The following is a 19558-nucleotide window of genomic DNA, read 5'->3' on the forward strand; positions in this document are numbered from 1 at the left end:
CTGCGCGTTACTGAGCGGCATTCTGCGCTGACGTATTGTCCTGCCTCGCATGATAAGAATGCGATAGCAGGGAACGCAGTGCAGCGGGCCGAAGCGGCTTGTGCAAAACCGTGACATTTTCATCCTCAGCGCGCTGACGGACTTCCTTTGAGCGATCGGCTGTCAGCAGGATGGCCGGGATCTCCACCTGAAACGTCTCGCGCGCAAAGCCAATCATATCGAGACCGTTTTCATTGAGCAGATGATAATCTGCAACGATCACATCGGGCGGGGCGGAGTGATCGGCACAATAGTTCTTCAATGCGGTTCCGCTGCTTAGCGTTGTGATCCGACAGCCCCAACCGCGAAGCAGTGTTTCCATTCCGGACAGAATACTGGCGTCGTTATCGATACACAGAACATTGAGTCCGGTCAGCTCCAGCGCCCGTTGCAGGCCGCGGCGGCTCTTCACTTCATCGGTGGCTACTTTTTCCTGCGAAACGGGAATGCGCAGGGTGAACATGGTTCCCTTGTCTGGCTTCGACGACAGCGACAATGGCAACGATAACAATCTTGCGATGCGGTCGACGATTGAAAGGCCAAGCCCCAGTCCTTCTGCTTCGCGCATTCCTTCATCCAGCCTTGTGAACTCCCGGAAGACAAGTTTCAGTTTTTGCGAAGGGATGCCAATACCGGTATCGAGCACCTGAAGTTCTACAAAGGATCCACGACGCCGGACGCCGAGCAAAATGCCGCCCTTGCGGCTGTACTTGATGGAATTGGAAACAAGGTTCTGGATCAAGCGCCGCAGCATGTTGCGGTCAGTTCTGACGACGATACTTGACGGTACAACACGCAACTTCAGCCCCTTGGCGGCTGCGAGAGGAGAAAAGTCGGTTGCAATCTGGCTCATAAGCTTGTCGAGGCGAAATACCGACAGGTCCGGTTTAAGAGATCCGGTGTCCAGTCGGGAAATATCCAGCACCATACCCAGAATGGCTTCCACCGCTTCCAGCGAGGAATCGATGTTGCGTGCGAACTCGCTGGTTTCGGAGCGTCCAAGTTTTTCGGCAAGCGCAGTACTGTATAATCTTGCTGCATTGAGCGGTTGCAGAATGTCATGGCCTGCTGCTGCCAGAAAGCGTGTCTTCCCCTGATTGGCTTCTTCCGCTGCCGTTTGTGCCTTGGCGAGCTGCTGGTTGACGCGGGTCAGTTCTGCCGTGCGATCCGCCACGCGCTGCTCCAGCATTTCCGCCGCCTTCTGACGCGTGACATCAGCTTCGACTGCTGCCGTGATATCGGTATATGTCGCGACAATACCGCCGTCCGGCATGGGGTTGGATTGAATTTCCAGCACTTTGCCAGTCGATTTCATATTGATGCGCCATGGCTGGCGTGCAGCAGCAAGCGAGCGGATCACACCGTTTTGCGCGTTGAACGATATATCGCCCCGGCGGTGCAATTGTTCCACGATATCCGAAACAGGTATACCGACCTGCATCACCTCATCGGGAAGGTTGAGCAGCTTGCGGAATTGCCGGTTCCAGCATGTCAGCCTCAGATCCTTGTCGAGAACGGTGATGCCTTGTTCCATCTGATCGAGGGCGGTCTGCAGCAGGTCGCGGTTCTGCTGCAAAGCGGTCGAAGCGTCGTCCAGGAGCTGCCGCGCGTCACGCCCGGAAGCATCACTCTTCTGCAACAGCAGTGACAGGACAAGGCGTGCCGATGCGGAGCCAACGGCTGTGCCAAGAAGCTGTTCTGCATGACGGATCAGCGGGGTGTCGACGGTCATGCCTGGATCGAGACGCCGCTGTTCCCTTCCTTCAAAACGAAGAAAGGCGCGTTCGACGCGTTCAGCGCCGAGATAGCGCGCCATGGTAGCTTTCAGTTCGGCAACCGTGACAGTTGTGCGGAAACGCTTGAGTGTTGGCGTGCCGATAAAATAACGTGGCAGGAAGATACTTGCCTGAATGCGTTCGAGTGGCGTCGAGGCGCGTGAAAGGGAACCAAGAATGTAGAAGAGCGTATTGGCCGCAAGGCTCCACATTACACCGTTGGTCAAGGGAAGAGCGTTGGTTCCGAAAAGCGCCTCGGGACGCAGGGCGGTAAAGCCAAGAAAGCCGTCGCGCAAAATCGCGGCATTTTCCGGCGCCATGGTTGGCAGCAACAATGTGTAGGCCCAGACAAGAAACCCGGCTGATAGTCCCAGCATGGCACCGCGTCCGTTCGCATTGCGCCAGAACAACCCGCCGATGAAGGCTGGAACGAATTGCGCGATCGCTGCAAAGGAAACAAAACCGATCGAAGCCAGATGGATGTTGTTGGAGGTAAAGCGATAATAGGCGAAGGCCAGCGCCAGAATACCGATAATGGTAAGGCGGCGTGTGTTCAAAATGACCTTGGTGAGGTCGCGTTGTTCTGCCGCGTGTTGCTTTGCCAGCCGCCGGATGAAGAGCGGCAGCACCAGATGGTTGGAAATCATGATCGAAAGCGCAACACAGGCGACGATGACCATTGCGGTTGCTGCCGACAATCCGCCGAGAAAGGCGACGAGCGCGAGCCAGTGGGCGCCCGCTGCAAGTGGCAGAGCCAGAACGTATAAGTCTCCGCTGACATTGCCTCCGAGCGTCATTACGCCGATGAGTGCGATGGGAAACACGAAGATATTGATGAGCACCAGATAAAGCGGAAACAGCCAGGAGGCGGTTCGCAATTCCTTTTCACTGCGGCTTTCCACCACTGTCACATGAAACTGCCGCGGCAACATGATGATGGCAGCGGCACTGAGCGCGCTTTGCACGATCCATGTGCCGATGGATGTCTGGTAGTGGAACGCTTCCAGCGCCTCCGGCGATTGGGAAATCTGATTGAACAGCTGCGATGGGGCGCCGAACAGAAAGAAGGTGCAGGCAAAACCAACGGTCAGGAAGGCGCAAAGCTTGATGACGGATTCCAGAGCCACAGCCAGAATGAGACCGTTCTGGTGCTCCGTGGCGTCGGTATGGCGCGTACCGAAGAGGATTGCGAAGACAGCGAGCACAGCGGCAACGGGCAGGGAGATATCGCCGAATATGAAAACTGACGGATCGACTGCCGATCCATAATGCTCCATGACCAGCCCGACACTCCCGGAAACGGCCTTGAGCTGCAGAGCGATATAGGGGATTGAGCCGACGGCTGCGATACAGGTTGCGAGGGATGCTACCCCAAAGCTTTTGCCATAGCGGGCAGCGAGGAAGTCGGCAATTGACGTGATATGTTCGGATTTCGCCAGTCGAACGATGTGCCGCAGCAACCGGTTGCCAAGTGTAAAGACGAGAATAGGCCCGATATAGATCCCGAGGAATTCGAGGCCGCGCTGTGCCGATAGGCCGACAGAGCCGAAGAAGGTCCAGGACGTGCAGTAAACAGCCAGGCTGAGTGCGTAGATATAAGGGCGTGGAGCACTGTTCCAGCGCGAGGTGCGCCGGTCGCCAATACTGGCTACCGCAAACAGCAGCAGCAGATACAAAAAAGCGGCGCCAATAATACCCCAGCCCTGCATAGCCGGCTTGTTCCCTCACTCCTCGATTATGATTTGACGCAAGCACTTTCGGTGCGCCCGTGCAAGATTATTGATGAAAAACAGTGCGTTTTCGCCGCTTCATCTTTTCTTTGGTAATTTTCGCCTACAAACTAGGAGTGTGATCCTGAAAAGTGCGCGTCACTTTCATGATCGCGTTTGAAATGGCAGAGCGCGTTTCGGTTCCGTTTTTGGAAAACGGCTTTGCCATCCATCGCCAGTTTACTGGTGTCCAGGTTGATTTGGCGAACGCTACCGCAGCAGGACGGCCCTAACGGTCCGCGTTCGTGAGGGAGACAGGCTTATGCTAAAGGAATTCAAAGAATTCGCCTTGAAGGGCAATATGGTCGATCTGGCCATCGGTGTCATCATCGGCGGGGCGTTCGGCGGCCTCGTCAACTCCATCGTCAATGATATCATCATGCCGATCATCGGTCTGGTGACTGGTGGTATCGATTTTTCGAACATGTTCATACAGCTTGCAGGTGAGCCCAAGACCACGCTGGCAGCTGCTCGTGATGCCGGTGCGACCATTGCATACGGTAATTTCATCACACTTCTCATCAACTTCCTGATCATCGCATGGGTATTGTTCCTTGTGGTGAAAGCGATGAATCGTATGAAGAAGAAGGAAGAAGCAAAGCCGGAACCGGAAGCACCGCGCGAAGAGGTTCTTCTGACCGAAATCCGCGATCTTCTGGCAAAGCAGAAAGCCTGACCGATCCAGGATTGGTGAATGAAAGCGGAGCCCTTGCGGCTCCGTTTTCTTTTGATCCATAAATGTGGTTGATCTGACCATCACAAAAAGCCGCGTGATTTCGCTAACCGGCCTTGATAAGCACGAAATCAAAATCGAAATTCAACGCGGGGAAATCATGACGCTCATCGCCAATCTTCGTCAGGAAGCTGCCCTTTCGCCGGAAAGCGGTATTGTCGCGGTCGCCAATCACGGGCGCGGACGCGAAGGGCTTATCCCGCTCTGGGTGGGGGAGGGCGATCTGTCGACGCCGGACTTCATTCGCGCTGCGGCTCAAAAAGGTATCTCGGACGGCGAGACCTTCTATACCTGGCAGGCTGGCATCCCAGAGCTTCGAGAAGCGCTCGCAGGTTATCATGCCCGCCATTTTCCGCTGTCTCTGAAGCCGGACAATTTCTATGTCACCGGTTCTGGTATGCACGCCATCGAGATGGCGCTGACAGCAACGGTTGGAGCGGGTGAAGAAGCGATTTATCTTTCACCAGCCTGGCCCAATTTTGTCGGGGCGGCTGGTCTTGCAGGCGCCGTGCCTGTGCCGGTGGAGCTCGAATTCGGTGCCAATGGCTGGATGCTTGATCCGCAGAAAATTGCAGCCGCCATCACGCCGCGCACAAAGGCGCTCTTCATCAATACGCCGTCCAATCCCACTGGCTGGACGGCGGATCGCGAGACACTGCAATTTATTCTCGATCTTGCGCGCAAGCATGGACTTTGGATCATTGCAGACGAGATTTATACCCACTTCTATTATGGTGGCGGTCGGGCTCCATCTTTCATGGACATCATGGAGCCTGATGATCACATCATCTTCGTCAATTCGTTCTCCAAGAACTGGGCGATGACAGGTTGGCGCGTTGGCTGGATGACGGTTCACCCGTCATTGGGGCCGGTCATTGAAAATCTGATCCAGTATTCGAATTCGGGCGTTGCGCAATTCATGCAACGTGGCGCCGTTGCAGCCCTTGATGAGGGAGATGCCTTCATTTCGATGCAGGTCGAGCGGGCGCGGTCCACACGTGATCGCCTGTGTGCTGCGCTTTTGTCGACAGGCAAAGTTCGCCTGACACCGCCACAGGGCGCATTTTACCTTTTCTTCGGCGTGGATGGTGTCGAAAATTCCGTCAAGGCAGCCATCGATATGGTGGACAATGCCAATGTCGGCCTGGCGCCTGGCAGCGCGTTTGGCCTTGGCGGCGAAGGTTTCTTCCGCCTTTGTTTCTGCCGGGACCCTGAGCAGGTGGATGAAGCTGCAAGGCGGCTTGTGCGCTGGATCGAAAAGCTCTGACGAAAAAAGGCCGGTTGAACCGGCCTTTTCATTTGGGTGATCGGCTTATCAGCCGCCGGCCTTGGAGACCATCAGCGGAATGATCCGTTCGGAGCTAGCTGGCTGTGAGATCGTTGACTCAGCGTAAGGAATGCCGAGTGTATTCCACACTTCCAGCAAGGCATCTTTGAGACCGTCGATCAGCGCGTCGTCATGCAAAGGCGACGGTGTGATGCGCAGCCTTTCGGTTCCGCGCGGGACCGTCGGGTAATTGATCGGCTGGATATAGATGCCATGCACCTCCAGCAGGCGATCACTGGCTTTCTTGCACAGCTCAGGATCACCTACCAGAATCGGCACAATATGCGTTTCAGACGACATGACAGGGAACCCTGCAGCGGAAAGCACGTCCTTGGCGCGCTGGGCCTGACGCTGCTGGCCATCGCGTTCGACCTGCGAGGTCTTCAGATGCCGTATGGCGGCCGTTGCGGATGCGGCGACTGCCGGGGGCAGGGAGGTGGTGAAGATGAAACCCGGTGCATAGGACCGCACGGCGTCAACAATTGCACGTGAGCCGGTAATATAACCGCCGAGAGCGCCAAAGGCCTTGGCAAGCGTGCCCTCGATAACATCAATGCGATGCGCAAGGCCATCACGTTCGGTAATACCGCCGCCACGCGCGCCGTACATGCCAACGGCATGAACTTCGTCGATATAGGTCATGGCATTATATTTGTCGGCCAGATCTGCAATTTTCTCGATTGGCGCGATATCGCCATCCATCGAGTAAACGGATTCGAACACGATCAGCTTCGCGCGTGCCGGATCGGCTGCTTTCAGAAGCTGCTCCAGATGCTCGACATCATTGTGACGGAAAATCTTCTTCTCCGCACCCGAACGACGCACACCTTCGATCATCGACGCGTGGTTCAGTTCGTCGGAAAGGATGAGACAGTTCGGCAGCAGTCTGGCAATCGTCGAAATCGAAGCTTCATTGGAAACAAAGCCAGATGTGAAAACGAGACCGGCTTCCTTGCCGTGCAAATCAGCAAGTTCGTTTTCCAGTTCAACCAGCGGATGGTTGTTCCCGGAAATATTGCGCGTGCCGCCGGAACCTGAGCCAGCATTGCCAGCCGTATCGCACATAGCCTTGATCACGTCGGCGTGGTGTCCCATGCCGAGATAATCGTTGGAACACCAGACGGTGATTTCGCGGGCAGTGCCATTGTTGCGCCAGATAGCTCGGGGGAAGCGTCCGACAATGCGTTCAAGATCTGCAAAAACGCGGTAACGCTTCTCGGCGTGCAACTGGTCGATCGCTTCTTCGAAAAAACGGCGATAGTCCATAATGCGCTCCTTAGTCTGTGCCCTAACTAGCGCTTTTGGCACTTGCCGTCCATGGCGCATTCGTGGGCAATTTGCCACGTTTGTGTGAAGCAGCATTGATTGAAATCAAGCAAATGCGCTCGACGTTCAAAATAGTCGTGACGAATTTTTCATCACGAAGCATGTCGGAGCATGTCGCAGAGTGATTGGCTTAGACAAAGAGTTGCTTGAATGAATGGCAACAAACTACCAGCTATTTTCCATATTCCTTAAAAGCTCGGCACCTGTATGAAACCAACGCAGACGGCGATGAACTATCCGGCCTCGACGGCGGGGGATTGGGTGCCGTATTGGCGCGCGTCACCGATGCGCCATTTGCGTTTGCGATGGCGGCATGCGCAGCTTTCGGTTCCGAACTGCAAAGACAAGGCCAATCTTATTGCCGCGTCCGGGAGCTTCGAGGCTTTACGGCCGGACGATCTGCCGCTTGTCTGCGTCGTTCGCAATGCGGCGCCCTATATGAAGTCGTTCCTGCGCTACTATCGCCAGATGGGTGTTACGCGTTTCATCGTCGTGGACGACCGGTCGGACGACGGCACAACCGAGATTTTGTCCAGTTCGCCTGATGTGGATTTGTTCGGTTCGAATATGCGTTACGCACAAGCCGATCGCGGGCGCGTCTGGCGCGATGCTCTGTTCAATCTCTACGGACGGGGGCGCTGGTATCTGTCCGTCGATGCCGACGAGTTCTTCGTCTTTCCGAGAATGGAACAGCGGGACATCCGCTCATTTATCAGTGAACTGGAGCAGAATGGAATTCGCCGCTGCCTGGCGCCGATGATCGACATGTATCCCGGTGGATTGTTGCGTGACGGCGTTTTTGTCGATGACGGGTCGAGGTATCCGTTCGAGATTTCCTCACATTTCGACGGCGACGGTTATACAGCGACACCGGAGAAGTTTGGCGTAGCAGTGCGCGGTGGCCCACGTCTACGCTTGTTCGGGCGCAGCATGCGGCTTTCCAAGTTCCCCTTGATGTGGGTCGACAAGAAGACGGACTATCGCCGGGGCAGCATTCACGGACCGGGACCTTGTTTCCGGAATTTTCTTCCGGCAACCGGCGCTCTTCTCCACTACCGCTTCTCGTCACTTTCAGTCGGCGAGTTCAAGCGTATTGCGTCGGAAAAAAGCCATGCGGGTGGTGCTGAGCACTACCGCGCAATCGTCGAGAACGAACGTTTTTCGGACGATCTCTCGCTCGTCTATGAAGGTTCGGTTCAATATACGGGGCCAGCCTGCCTTGTAGAGCGTGGCTTTATGGCAGATTTGCGCGAAATAGAGCATGCTACCAAGCCGAAGAGACGACTTAGCGCGTAAATGTCTTGCGCAGGAACTGCAGTAAGATGTCATTGCGCCTGATCGTAAGGCGCGGAATGCCGAACGGATCGTCAGTTGATCGTGCGCGACGTTTTTCTGTGGTTGTGGCGTTTTTATAGCCCGCTGCTTCGACGATCTTGCGTGTCGCTGCGTTTTCTCCACCGTAAGGATAGGCGAAAGACGTGACTTCGCTGCCGAGCAGATCTTCGATCTTTATGCGCGACTGCCGGATTTGCGATATGGCTTCGTGCTCGTTTGCTTCCGGCAGAAAGATATGGTCGAGCGTATGGGAGCCGACTTCATGACCAAGATTCGCCCACTCACGCAATTCGGCTGCGCCCATGCAGTTAGCACGCGCAACGCCGATCTTCTGATCCCAGAGATTGAAACCGCCGATCTGGTTGGCGACGAAATAATTCGTCGCGGTGAAACCAAATTCCTGCAGCACAGGCAAGGCGTTGCGGAAAACATTTTCGAAGCCGTCGTCAAAGGTGATGACAACGACTTTGCCCTGCTTCCCGCCGTAAATATAGGGAATTGCATCCTTCAACGATAGGCCGCGATAACCCAACCGTTTCAACCAGGCCATTTGTTGGCGAAAACGGGCCGGATGCACGATCATACTGCGGTACGGCGCGCGATGCGTCGGCGGCACATCAATCTGGTGATAAAGAAGGATTGGAACGGGCACGGGAAACCTCAAACAGCTGCGCGCGAGCGCGATTTTATCTTCCAGCGGTAAAGCGGGCGCAATATTTCACGCTTCAGCTTGTCCGGCAGGGAACGCGATTTTTGAATCGTACTGCCGCCAAGCTGCACCGAAATTTCCCTCACTCCGCCGGGAAGGACAGACAGCGGTTTGAGCCCGGTAACCCAGTTCATTTGCGCTGTGGTGTCGACCGGGCGATCGAAGATTTGTGTTGCGGATAGCAACCGTTGCGCCGCTTCGCGCCCGACAAGCTGCGCAACCATGCCAAGACCAACCGGTACCGGCTCAATGATCCGCAACGTTTCGGTGTTCAGCACCACACGCCCGCTTTCCCGATCGCGAAAGGGAAAGCGGATGAAACTGTCAGTTTCAAGAACCTGACAAGCCGCAGAATAAGCTGCGGCAAATTCCGACGTCAGTTCAACATCATCTTCCAGCACGAGACCCGCATCCAGCCCCTGATCAACAATTGCCTGCCAGGCCTTCCGGTGCGAAAGAAAACAGGCGATTTCGTTCGTGCTGAGCTGAAATGGATAGCGGGGCTTGTGTGCCGACCGCCGATAAACGCGGCTGATCGTTTGGGCATCGAGTATGCGCCCATCGACGGCTTTGACCACATCGGTCTCTACCGGCAGCTTTCGAATGAGCTCTTCAACTTGCGGCTGCCGGTCGGTGGCGCGCTCCAGATGAACGATGAAAGCCTTGACGGCCCTCTGTGGGCCGCCATTGGAGGTGATATCAGGACGCGTTTCGTTCATGGTCCATATCTACCTTGCAGCACACAGAAAGCTCAAGGTATTTTGCAGATCAGACCGGCTTCCAGCCCGGCTCGACGCTGTCGGCCTCCGCCCGCCACAAATCGGCGTAGTCGACATTCTGCCAATCCTTGAACCATGGCCCGCCGCGCGTATAGTGCACGACTTTCGGCAGTCCGGTTTCCGGCTTCTCGTTCCAGCCTTCCAGCCAGTTATAATCCGTTGGCAACGCACCGATTTCATCGTCGGCAGCCCATTGCATGCGGTGGAGATATGCGCCGGTTTCGCGATTGATCAGCTCTGGCGTCAATTTGCGTGTCGAGGGATGCTCGCAGTTGAACAACATGCATGAAGACCAGTTCTTGCGTGGATAGCTGGTCTGCACCTTGCCGTCCATCTTCACGCTGTCCTTGGGTTGATAGTCGTGCTGAACGCAATAAACGGCCTTCGAAGGATCGTTATAAGATTGGAGGCCAGCTATATCGCCCAGGAAAAGAAAGTCACAATCGCAGAAAAGTGCCCACCCCTTATAGCCCGCAAGCCATGGTGTGAAAAACCGCGAATAGGTAAATTCTGTCGATGCCAGCGGATCGACTTCCCGTGTGTAGGCCCCTTGATCGACAAGGTCCTGCAATTTGATCGGCACGATCTCCAGCGGGATAGAGGAATGCTTTAATGCGGATGCTTTGGCCACTTCATATGCGATGGGTTCGCGAGAATCCCACCCGATGAAAATGCGTAACGGTTCACTCATTCATATGCTCCTCTTAAAGAGATTGTGTCGTGATCGTCCCCACGTTTCTGCCGGAAACATAGTGATGGCGCGGGATTACTGGATAAGGTTGATGCGTCCGGATTGGACTTTCTTTTCAATCCAACTGCGCTCATCTCCCCATGTATGGCGTTTCCAGCCTTCCCAGGTGAAGCCGCAGATTTTCACGTCCCAGCTTTCCTGCGGACATTTTCCGAGCATGTACCAGATGCCGAAAAAGCCAGTACTTGGAAAAGCTTTGCTTATATTCTCATCGGTTACACCCAGCTCTTTGCATCCGGCCAGATAGAATTGGGGCGGCATTATCCGGATTTCCTTGCCGGCAGAGCCGACAACTTCAAGGGTTTGCATCGTCCAGTCACCACGCCTTCCCTTGAGACGGGAGAGGAAATTCGGACCAGGGTGATACTTGCGGATGATACTCGGATGGTAGGCAAGCATCACTTCCTTGGCTGCCTTGAAAGTCGGTGTCAGCACGAAGCCCGGATCGCGTAGCCGTCGCTGCATCGGCTTGCTGGAGGTTGCCAGCATCAAAAGATCTGTCCGGGTGCCGCTCATGCCGATGGATTGCTTGGGCTCATTGAAGCGGACAACGAAATCTGCCGCATCCACTTCGGCGGAAAGATCGCGCGGCAAAGGCGCATTGCCGACGATGATCAGTGTCTTTTTCATGCACTCCAACTCTAACTAGAATGAACCAGTGCCAGTTGCGACATAGCAGTTATATCTAAATTAGAATTACAGAATGATTACAATAGTAGGGGCTATTCTGTTGGGGAGTTTTGAAATCCGGGAAAAACACTAGGATTTCGCAGCCTTCACGGCAGCCATGCAGGATATGCACTTCTCAAACGACGAAGAAAGGCGGAAGCTCTTCATTGGGAGGAAGATAAAAAAGGGGATACCACCATGAATCTTCGTACCCATTTCCAACGCTGGATGCAGTATCGCGAGAATATTCGCGAACTTAATGGCTGCACGGACCGCGAGCTTTCTGATCTTGGCCTGTCGCGCACCGATATTCATCGCGTCGCACGCGAAGCGGCTTTTGCCTGAGCAGTAGCTGAGGGCCGTTTCCTCGGTTCGGGAACCGGCCCTGCTTCGATCCGCCGGATCTTCTAATGCTTACGCGTCACCTGGCTTCTTGAAGCGGATGTGAATATTGTCGCCTGCGAGGTCGAAGCCAGCATAGTTGCGCTGAAAGGCAATGAGCGCGTCATTTACGCCCTTTGAAAAATCGTCTTCCTGCACGTCGATATGGTGCCGGTATAGGATCCTGTCGTCCTTGTAGAATATAACCTGACCTTCCATCATAGCCTCCTTCTGATGAAGCGCAGCGCAGAAATCCGTCGGCGGTTTCAGGCGTCATGCGCTTTGAAACGGGTGGGTAGAGCAATGTTCTACACACGGGCCTATGGCTGAAGAGGTGCCAAGGGCACTTATCCAGTCGGTATATCTATTTGAGATAGGCGACAGGACGGACGTTTCAAGACGATGCGGTGTCGGTTCCGGCTTTACTCAGCTCGAGCCAGGCACGAGCGGCGTGAGACAGGAATGCGCCTTTTCGCCAGATCAGAGCCAAATGCCAGTTCACGTCGGCACCTTTGATTCTGTGGATGCGCACGCCCGGATGATGCCGCTGTTCCGCGATCATTTTCGGCAGAAAGCCGATGCCCATGCCTGCCGCTACTAGTTCAACGATGAAGTCGATCTGACTGGAGCGGACCGCAACGTTTGGAGAGAATCCATGCGAACGACATGCATCGAGGATGATATGATTGAGGGCAAAACCGCTCTCGAAAAGTATGAACGGCAAGTTGGCAATATCCTGCAGCGAAACGCCATCGCCATGCGCGAGCGCGTGGTTTGTCGGAAGCAGTGCCACAACCGGTTCGCATCGCACGTCCTGCCATTCGAAACTGTCTTCGACCGGCAGAAGCGAAGCCGCGAGTTCCACATCTCCGGCAAGCAGCAGTTCCTCCAGCCTTCTGCTGCCGTGCTCAACCAGCTGAATATCGATCTCCGGATAAAGCTTCGTATAGGCCGCGAAGACGGGAGCGAAAAGCACACTGGACCCGATGGGCGGCAGGCCAAGTTTCAGCAGGCCGCGCTTGAGGCCGCGCAGTTCGCCCAGCTCGGCCAACATGTCGTCCTTTTCCGCCAGCATGGCAATCGCACGACGAAAGACAATCTCACCTGCTGTGGTGAGGCGGGAGGGCGAGATTTCACGATCCAGCAGAACCAGCCCCAGTTCGTCCTCAAGCTGCCTGACAGCCTTGCTGACGGTCGACTGGGTCGCGTTGATGGTTTTCGCGGCGGCGGAAAAACCGCCTTGCCGCACCACTTCGACGAATGCCTGGAAGCTGCGCAAGTTCATGAGCCATTCTATTACGGAATAGCTGCAATGAAATCAATTCATTTCTAGAATAGAGCCTGAGGGCCTATATTCACCCTTGAAAATGCATCAGTTCCCATTGGAAAAGCACATGAACGCCCACAGCCTCTTGATCCGGTTTCGTTACGCACTGCATCACAGCCGTTTGATGCAGATCGCGACGCTGGTTGGCTTCTGGCTGGCGGGTGAGCTTTTCGTCCGCCTCGTCGGCCTGCCTCTTCCAGGCGGCATTGTCGGCATGGCGCTGGTGCTGGCTCTGCTTTTGAGCGGTCGCGTCAGCCTGTTCAGCATGAAGCGTGGCGCAGAATGGTTTCTTGCGGAGATGCTGCTCTTCTTCGTTCCTGCAGTCCTTGCAGTTCTCGAGCATCAAGAACTGATCGGTCTGCTTGGCCTGAAAATCATGGCTGTTATTCTGCTGGGCACGTTGACGGTTATGAGTGTCACCGCATTGACGGTTGATCTCTGCTATCGCTGGAGCCTGCGTTATGTCGCTAAGTAACCCGCTCGTAGCAACACTTTTCTGGTCCGCCGCAACGATCCTGCTTTATCTTGCTGCCAAGCGCGTCTATCGCCGCTTCCCGATGTGGTGGCTGACCCCGCTCGCAGTCACCCCCTTGTTGCTGATGGCGCTGGTCATCGGGCTCAATCAAAACTATCGCGGTTATTTCAGCGCCACCCATTGGCTGGTCGCACTGCTCGGACCCGCAACGGTTGCCTTCGCGATCCCGATTTACCAGCAGCGTGCAACGATTCGTCGTTATTGGCCGGTGCTTCTGGCGGGCGTGGTCGTTGGAAGTTCTTCAGCTATGGCGTCGGCATGGGGGCTTGCGCATCTACTGGGTCTCAACGAAGCGATCAGCCTCAGCTTGATGCCCCGCTCGATGAGCACGCCGTTTGCGATGACGGTTTCGGGCGACATTGGCGGTACACCCGATCTGACTGCAATCTTTGTGGTACTGACCGGTGTGTTCGGTGCGGCCCTCGGTGAAGTGATGCTCAACTGGTTGCCGATTCGCTCGGCACTGGCACGTGGAGCTCTCTTCGGCATGGGCGCGCATGGTGCTGGCGTGGCCAAGGCACATCAGATCGGCAGCGAGGAAGGCTCGATTGCCGGGCTGGTCATGGTGCTGGTGGGGTTGGTGAATGTGCTTGCAGCGCCTCTGATTGCCCACCTTCTGTAAGGTCTGTTTTTACAAGCCTTTCGTTAAAAATGCCCGGTTTCCTGGCGTTTTCTGTATTGGCGCACTTGCCTTTTTCTTGAGCGTCAACGTCTTTGCATAACTGATATGCATTAATGGCCGTTGCTGCAGGGCGAGGGGGCAGGTAAACATTTGTTCATCGAGTTCACTCCTCCTCCCAGAACTCGATAACGAATACGGCACTCCTCCTCCCAAGCCGTATTCAAGATCAGGCCGCGCATCCTCCTCCCGCGCGGCCTTTTTCTTTTTCAACTCCCCGTTTCCTATTCCGGTTTCGTCTCCCCGCGTTGACAATGCGTAACCGTGCAGCCCCATAGGCAAGCTGCAGCATCTGCTCTATTTCTGGCTCAAGTTATGAATCGGGGAGACAGCGTCCATGACAAGCGGCATCCACCACATCACCCTCATCACCCGAAAAGTGCAGGCGAATGTCGATTTCTACGCCGGCTTTCTGGGGTTGCGTATCGTCAAGAAAACGGGTGGGTTCGAGGACGCCGAACAGCTCCATCTGTTTTATGGCGACCGCTCGGGAACACCCGGCTCACTCATCACCTTTCTGGTCTGGGAAGACGGTGCCAAGGGGCGTGTCGGCCATGGCCAAGTCAGTGAAATTGCACTTGCCATTGATCGCACCGCTATCGGTTTCTGGCTCGAACGCGCCTTACGTTACCACGTGCCGTCCGAAGGGCCGGTTCAGGAGTTCGGCGAACCCGTTCTGCGCCTGCGCGATCCAGACGGGGTGATCGTCAAGCTGGTCGGCTGCGATCTTGCCGCCAACGATGCGTGGGAAAGCGACGGAATTTCCGCAGCTTTCGCCGTCAGGCGATTACGAGCTGCGACCATTCTGTCCGAAGCTCCGGAACAGACTGCGGGTTTCATCGAACGCTATTTCGGTTTTAGGCCCTCGGCAAAAGAAGGCACCATAGACCGTCTTCTGTCGGATTCCGGTGATGTTATCGATGTTCGCGATGCGAGCGGCTTCTGGCCGGGCATCCCCGGTACAGGCATCGCCGATCATGTCGCTTTCCGTGCCGCCGATACCGGCGAAGTGGAAACGGCGGAGAAAGAACTGTCAAAGCTCAACTCGAGTGCCGTCAATGTACACGACCGCAAATATTTCACGTCGCTCTACGTGCGTGAACCGGGCGGAACGCTGTTCGAATTTGCAACCGATGCGCCGGGCTTCACAATAGACGAGTCGGTTGAAAAGCTGGGCCGGTTCCTGTTCGTGCCGCCGGGCAATGAAGAAAAGGCGGATGCTATCCGGGCGCGGATGCCGCAATTTGCTCTACCGGGCGAAGAGCGCGTCATCTATCGCGACCTGCCTTTCGTTCACCGGATACACCAGCCTGAAGATCCGGATGGCAGTACGCTGGTGCTTTTGCACGGCACTGGCGGGAACGAAAACGACCTGATGCCTTTCGCCCGCAAGGTCGCACCGCGAGCAACGCTTCTGGGCGTACGTGGCCGCAGTACGGAAGAGGGTATCCAGCGCTGGTTCCGCCGCTTTGACCTGAAGCGGTTTGATCAGGCTGATATTCAGTTCGAAGCGCAGGCATTCGAGGCATTTGTAGATGGCGCTGCAACTGCGTACGGCATTGATCTGAATCGGACGGCCTTTATCGGCAACTCCAACGGTGCAAATCTGCTAGCGGCCTTCATGCGTTTGCATCCGCATGTGGTTCGCACGGCAGTGCTTCTGCGCGGTCAGGAGGTTCTGGAAGAACAGCCCGAAGGCGCTGATTTGTCGGATGCTTCAGTGCTCCTGATGAACGGCGCTTCCGATCCTTTTGGAGATGCGACCGGAGCGTTGGAAAAGATATTGAGAGAAGATGGGGCTACTCTCACGACCAGCACGGTCGATGCCGGGCACGCGCTCATCGATCAAGATATCCGCATCGCGGGCGACTGGCTTCGGGGCAAGCTTTAGAGCGCATCCCGAAAAGTGTGAAACGGTTTTCGGATAAGATGCGCGTCGAAACAAATAGCTAGAGCGCCGATCTGTTTCAATCAGATCGGCGCTCTAAATGAAAAGGGCTGCGGGAAAATCCGCAGCCCTTCTTTATTAATCGAGTGGTTTCAGGTTTCGCTCGATGGCTTCACGCTTTCCTTCGAGGAAAGGTGGAAGCGACAGGCTTTCGCCAAGGCTTTCAAGTGGTTCATCAACTGCGAAGCCCGGCCCATCGGTAGCGATCTCGAACAGAATACCGTTCGGCTCGCGGAAATAGAGCGAGCGGAAATAGTAGCGTTCGACCTCGCCGCTGGACGGCATACGCACGGACCGCAGGCGGTCGACCCACTCCTGCATGCTTTCCTGATCCGGCGTGCGGAATGCGACATGGTGAACCGCGCCGGCACCCTGCCATGCAGTGGGCAGGTTGGGCTGTACGGCGACATGCAGTTCGGCTGCAGCGCCGCCCGGGCCCATGGAGAAGACATGGACATGGCCGTCGCCATCAGGCGAGGCATAGTCGCCGGTCTGACGCATATTCATGACCTTTTCCAGAATGATCTGGGTCGGTGCCAGTTCGGGAACGCTGAGCGTGATCGGTCCAAGGCCCCTGATCTGTCTTTCTGTGGGGACCGGGCTCCTGTCCCAGCTATGCGCTTCACCCGCGCCACCATCGTCGGTCAGGCGCAGGCGCTGCCCCTCTGGATCATCGAAGTCGAGAACGGCCCGCCCTGCAACTTCGAAAATATCGCCTGCCTGAACGCCTTTATCGTTCAGGTGCTTTCGCCACCATTCAAGACTTTCGACGCCGTTCACACGCAAACCAGTACGGGTGACGCTGTTGGTGCCGCGCTGTTCGCGCTGCACAGGCCAGTCGAAAAAGGTGATGTCCGTGCCGGGCGATGCCAGTCCGTCTGCGTAGAACAGATGATAAGCGCTGGTGTCGTCCTGATTGACGGTTTTCTTGACAAGCCGAAGCCCGAGTGTGTCGCTATAGAAGCGTCGGTTGCCGGGCGCATCGGCGGTAATGGCTGTCAGATGGTGCAGCCCTGTCAGTTCCAATGCCATTTTGTGCCTCCTTCAGAAACGGAGTTGCTGTTGGCGGATATATCGGTCTGGCTTGATCTTGAAGAAAGTATCCCTTGTTGAACAGTGTGTAACCCATAAGCCGCAATCGTGTTGCGTTTCGACAATGGTGGATAATTGGGGCTTGGCAGAACGTTTCATGTAAAGAATATATTAACCCTCAAAATTCGGGTGTAAGAGACCTATAGGCGTAGCTTTGAGGGAGTTTGGTTTTGCGGCGCGTTTTTTCTCGGACTGCCCCTGCGTTGCTTGTGCTTTTGTCCCTGCTTGCCGGTTGCGCCAGCCGGCCTGAAGGCGTGCTTGTTCCGGTCGGCGATGTTGTTTCTCCCGGTACGACAAAGGTTGATCTTGTCGTCGCGACCACACGCCGCCCTTCCGATAAGCCCGGTATTCTCTTCTCAGGCGAGCGCGACAAGCTGGTGTCGCTCAACGAGATCGTTGTATCCATTCCGCCGGAAAAGAACCGCAAGGCGGGCGAAGTGCAGTGGCCCAAGAAACTGCCGCCCAATCCGCAGAAGGATTTCACCACCGTCAGCGTCACGCCGCTCAAGACCGATGTGGAGATGGCAGGCTGGGTCCGCCCGCATCTCACCAAGAGCCGTCGCGTCATGGTGTTCGTCCACGGCTTCAATAATACGTTCGAGGATTCCGTCTACCGCTTTGCCCAGATCGTGCATGATTCCGGGGCCGATGTTGCGCCGGTGATCTTCACCTGGCCATCGCGCGCCAGCGTGTTCGACTACAATTACGACAAGGAAAGCACCAACTATTCCCGCGATGCGCTGGAGCAGATCCTGCGCGCCATTGCTCGTGAGCCCGAGGTCAAGGACATTACCGTCATGGCCCACTCGATGGGTAGCTGGCTGACGGTAGAGGCCCTGCGCCAGATGGCGATCCGCGACGGTCGCGTGAATACCAAGATTACGGATGTCATTCTGGCTTCTCCCGATCTCGACGTTGACGTATTCTCGAAACAGTTTCTTGCCATGGGCAAGCCGCATCCGCGGTTCACTCTCTTCACATCCCGGGACGACAAGGCACTTGCATTGTCACGACGCATTTCCGGCAATATCGACCGCCTCGGCCAGATCGATCCGTCAATCGAGCCGTATCGTTCCGAGCTTGAAAAAGCAGGTATTACTGTTATCGATCTCACCAAGCTCAAGTCGGGCGATAGGCTCAACCATGGCAAATTCGCCTCCAGTCCGGAGGTCGTGCAGTTGATCGGTCAGCGCCTTGTTGCGGGTCAGACGATCACGGATTCGCAGGTCGGTCTTGGAGATCGTCTGGGTGCGGTCGCCATGGGTACTGCACAGGGCGTCGGTACTGCTGCGTCACTGGTCGTGACGGCGCCGATTGCCGTGTTCGATCCAAACACACGCAAAACCTATGACGAGCAGATCGATCGCTTTGGCCGCGCTGTCGGCAATACGGTTGGTGCGGTGACGATCCCGACGCAGTAAATGGGTTGAGAGCGCTTTGCCCGTGCAGTTGTCATATTCAGGCTGACGCTGTAGGACTCGCGGCCAATAAATTTGGGCCGCGAGGAGGACCTCATGCAGATCATCCGCACCATCGAGGAATTGCGTCAGGTTCTGGCACCCGCAAGGCAGGCTGGAAAACGCATCGGCTTCGTGCCGACCATGGGCTATCTTCACAAAGGCCATCTGGAACTTGTTCATCGGTCGCGCGCCGATAATGACGTGACGGTCGTGTCGATCTTCGTCAATCCGCTGCAATTTGGCGCGACTGAAGATCTCGACAAATATCCGCGCGATCTGGAGCGCGATGCGGCTCTGTTGCGCGGGGCAGAGGTCGATTACCTCTTCGCGCCAGCCGTTAGCGACATGTATCCGCGTCCGATGCAGACGGTGGTGGATGTGCCGACGCTCGGCAACCAGATGGAAGGCGAGGCGCGTCCCGGCCACTTCGCCGGGGTCGCGACGGTGGTCAGCAAGCTTTTCAATATCGTTGGCCCCGATGCCGCCTATTTTGGCGAGAAGGATTTTCAGCAGCTCGTGATCATCCGCCGCATGGTGGAGGATATGGCCATTCCGGTACATGTTGTCGGTGTGGAGACGGTGCGGGAGGATGACGGGCTCGCCTGTTCGTCTCGCAATGTCTATCTGTCGGCGGAACAACGCGCCGCCGCTATCATCGTGCCGAAGGCGCTCGATGAGGCGGAGCGGCTGTATCGCTCCGGTATGGATGATCCCGACGCGCTCGAAATGGCGATTCGCGCCTTTATCGCCACGGAACCGCTGGCGACGCCGGAAGTGGTGGCGCTGCGTGACCCCGAAACGCTGGAACGCCTGACGGCGGTGCAGGGGCGTCCGGTGCTGCTTGCGCTGTTCGTGCGGCTTGGCACGACGCGGCTTCTCGATAATCGCGTCATTGCGCATGTCGCGCAGGAACAGGCGGCCTGA

The 19558-nt window shown here is 56.0% G+C and carries 19 protein-coding genes; 9 read left to right on the forward strand and 10 right to left on the reverse strand.

All coding sequences use genetic code 11. The annotated features are described in order from the left end of the window. Positions 1-7: 7 nt before the first annotated feature. Positions 8-3523, reverse strand: a complete 3516-nt coding sequence (locus CQZ93_RS01760) for a PAS domain-containing hybrid sensor histidine kinase/response regulator (RefSeq protein WP_105541057.1) — start codon at positions 3521-3523, stop codon at positions 8-10. A 322-nt stretch (positions 3524-3845) separates the two neighbouring features. Between CQZ93_RS01760 and mscL the strand changes: the two genes are divergently transcribed. Together mscL and CQZ93_RS01770 are read left to right on the forward strand one after the other, a co-directional pair. After that, positions 3846-4259, forward strand: coding sequence for a large conductance mechanosensitive channel protein MscL (gene mscL, locus CQZ93_RS01765; protein ID WP_105541058.1), 414 nt, complete (start codon positions 3846-3848; stop codon positions 4257-4259). A 157-nt stretch (positions 4260-4416) separates the two neighbouring features. Next, positions 4417-5583 carry a pyridoxal phosphate-dependent aminotransferase gene (locus CQZ93_RS01770; RefSeq protein ID WP_105543135.1) on the forward strand — a complete coding sequence of 389 codons (1167 nt, stop codon included), beginning with the start codon at positions 4417-4419 and terminating at the stop codon, positions 5581-5583. A 48-nt stretch (positions 5584-5631) separates the two neighbouring features. Here CQZ93_RS01770 and hemA read toward each other — a convergent pair whose 3' ends face one another. Further along, on the reverse strand, positions 5632-6909 hold the full coding sequence (gene hemA, locus CQZ93_RS01775) for a 5-aminolevulinate synthase (RefSeq protein ID WP_105541059.1): 1278 nt from the start codon (positions 6907-6909) through the stop codon (positions 5632-5634). Positions 6910-7176: 267 nt separating this feature from the next. Between hemA and CQZ93_RS01780 the strand changes: the two genes are divergently transcribed. Beyond that, positions 7177-8265, forward strand: a complete 1089-nt coding sequence (locus CQZ93_RS01780) for a glycosyltransferase family 2 protein (protein WP_105541060.1) — start codon at positions 7177-7179, stop codon at positions 8263-8265. Here the strand turns inward: CQZ93_RS01780 and CQZ93_RS01785 are convergent. The 4 genes from CQZ93_RS01785 to CQZ93_RS01800 form a co-directional block, all read right to left on the reverse strand. Beyond that, positions 8255-8956, reverse strand: coding sequence for a polysaccharide deacetylase family protein (locus CQZ93_RS01785; protein WP_105541061.1), 702 nt, complete (start codon positions 8954-8956; stop codon positions 8255-8257). The two genes, CQZ93_RS01780 and CQZ93_RS01785, sit on opposite strands and share 11 nt — an antisense overlap. 8 nt (positions 8957-8964) lie before the next feature. Next, positions 8965-9732, reverse strand: coding sequence for a glycosyltransferase family 25 protein (locus CQZ93_RS01790; protein WP_105541062.1), 768 nt, complete (start codon positions 9730-9732; stop codon positions 8965-8967). A 49-nt stretch (positions 9733-9781) separates the two neighbouring features. Continuing rightward, positions 9782-10483: a glycosyltransferase gene (locus CQZ93_RS01795; RefSeq protein WP_105541063.1), complete on the reverse strand. Its 702-nt coding sequence runs from the start codon at positions 10481-10483 to the stop codon at positions 9782-9784. A 75-nt stretch (positions 10484-10558) separates the two neighbouring features. After that, on the reverse strand, positions 10559-11173 hold the full coding sequence (locus tag CQZ93_RS01800) for a glycosyltransferase family 29 protein (protein WP_105541064.1): 615 nt from the start codon (positions 11171-11173) through the stop codon (positions 10559-10561). Positions 11174-11410: 237 nt separating this feature from the next. Here CQZ93_RS01800 and CQZ93_RS01805 point away from each other — a divergent pair, with 237 nt between their 5' ends. Beyond that, complete coding sequence (locus CQZ93_RS01805) at positions 11411-11557, forward strand: DUF1127 domain-containing protein (RefSeq protein WP_105541065.1); 147 nt, start codon at positions 11411-11413, stop codon at positions 11555-11557. 69 nt (positions 11558-11626) lie between these two features. Here CQZ93_RS01805 and CQZ93_RS01810 read toward each other — a convergent pair whose 3' ends face one another. Then, positions 11627-11812, reverse strand: a complete 186-nt coding sequence (locus tag CQZ93_RS01810; protein WP_105541066.1) for a hypothetical protein — start codon at positions 11810-11812, stop codon at positions 11627-11629. 175 nt (positions 11813-11987) lie between these two features. Then, complete coding sequence (locus CQZ93_RS01815; RefSeq protein ID WP_105541067.1) at positions 11988-12878, reverse strand: LysR family transcriptional regulator; 891 nt, start codon at positions 12876-12878, stop codon at positions 11988-11990. A gap of 109 nt (positions 12879-12987) precedes the next feature. On the opposite strand from CQZ93_RS01815, the gene CQZ93_RS01820 reads away from it, so the two are divergent. Next, positions 12988-13395, forward strand: a complete 408-nt coding sequence (locus CQZ93_RS01820) for a CidA/LrgA family protein (RefSeq protein ID WP_061345013.1) — start codon at positions 12988-12990, stop codon at positions 13393-13395. Next, on the forward strand, positions 13382-14077 hold the full coding sequence (locus CQZ93_RS01825; protein WP_105541068.1) for an LrgB family protein: 696 nt from the start codon (positions 13382-13384) through the stop codon (positions 14075-14077). Before CQZ93_RS01820 ends, CQZ93_RS01825 begins: the two co-directional genes overlap by 14 nt. Positions 14078-14086: 9 nt before the next feature. On the opposite strand, the gene CQZ93_RS01830 is transcribed toward CQZ93_RS01825, so the two are convergent. Continuing rightward, the gene (locus tag CQZ93_RS01830; protein ID WP_146114416.1) at positions 14087-14347 is read right to left on the reverse strand and encodes a hypothetical protein; all 261 of its coding nucleotides are present in this window, start codon (positions 14345-14347) and stop codon (positions 14087-14089) included. Between the two features lie 124 nt (positions 14348-14471). On the opposite strand from CQZ93_RS01830, the gene CQZ93_RS01835 reads away from it, so the two are divergent. Next, a complete protein-coding gene (locus CQZ93_RS01835) occupies positions 14472-16025 on the forward strand; it encodes a VOC family protein (RefSeq protein ID WP_105541070.1) in 1554 nt (517 codons plus the stop codon). A 135-nt stretch (positions 16026-16160) separates the two neighbouring features. On the opposite strand, the gene CQZ93_RS01840 is transcribed toward CQZ93_RS01835, so the two are convergent. Then, the gene (locus tag CQZ93_RS01840; protein WP_105541071.1) at positions 16161-17114 is read right to left on the reverse strand and encodes a ring-cleaving dioxygenase; all 954 of its coding nucleotides are present in this window, start codon (positions 17112-17114) and stop codon (positions 16161-16163) included. A gap of 224 nt (positions 17115-17338) precedes the next feature. Here CQZ93_RS01840 and CQZ93_RS01845 point away from each other — a divergent pair, with 224 nt between their 5' ends. Continuing rightward, the gene (locus CQZ93_RS01845) at positions 17339-18595 is read left to right on the forward strand and encodes an alpha/beta hydrolase (RefSeq protein ID WP_181153294.1); all 1257 of its coding nucleotides are present in this window, start codon (positions 17339-17341) and stop codon (positions 18593-18595) included. A 93-nt stretch (positions 18596-18688) separates the two neighbouring features. Then, on the forward strand, positions 18689-19558 hold the full coding sequence (gene panC / locus CQZ93_RS01850) for a pantoate--beta-alanine ligase (RefSeq protein WP_105541072.1): 870 nt from the start codon (positions 18689-18691) through the stop codon (positions 19556-19558).

The sequence above is a fragment of the Ochrobactrum vermis genome, assembly GCF_002975205.1.
Classification (GTDB): domain Bacteria; phylum Pseudomonadota; class Alphaproteobacteria; order Rhizobiales; family Rhizobiaceae; genus Brucella; species Brucella vermis.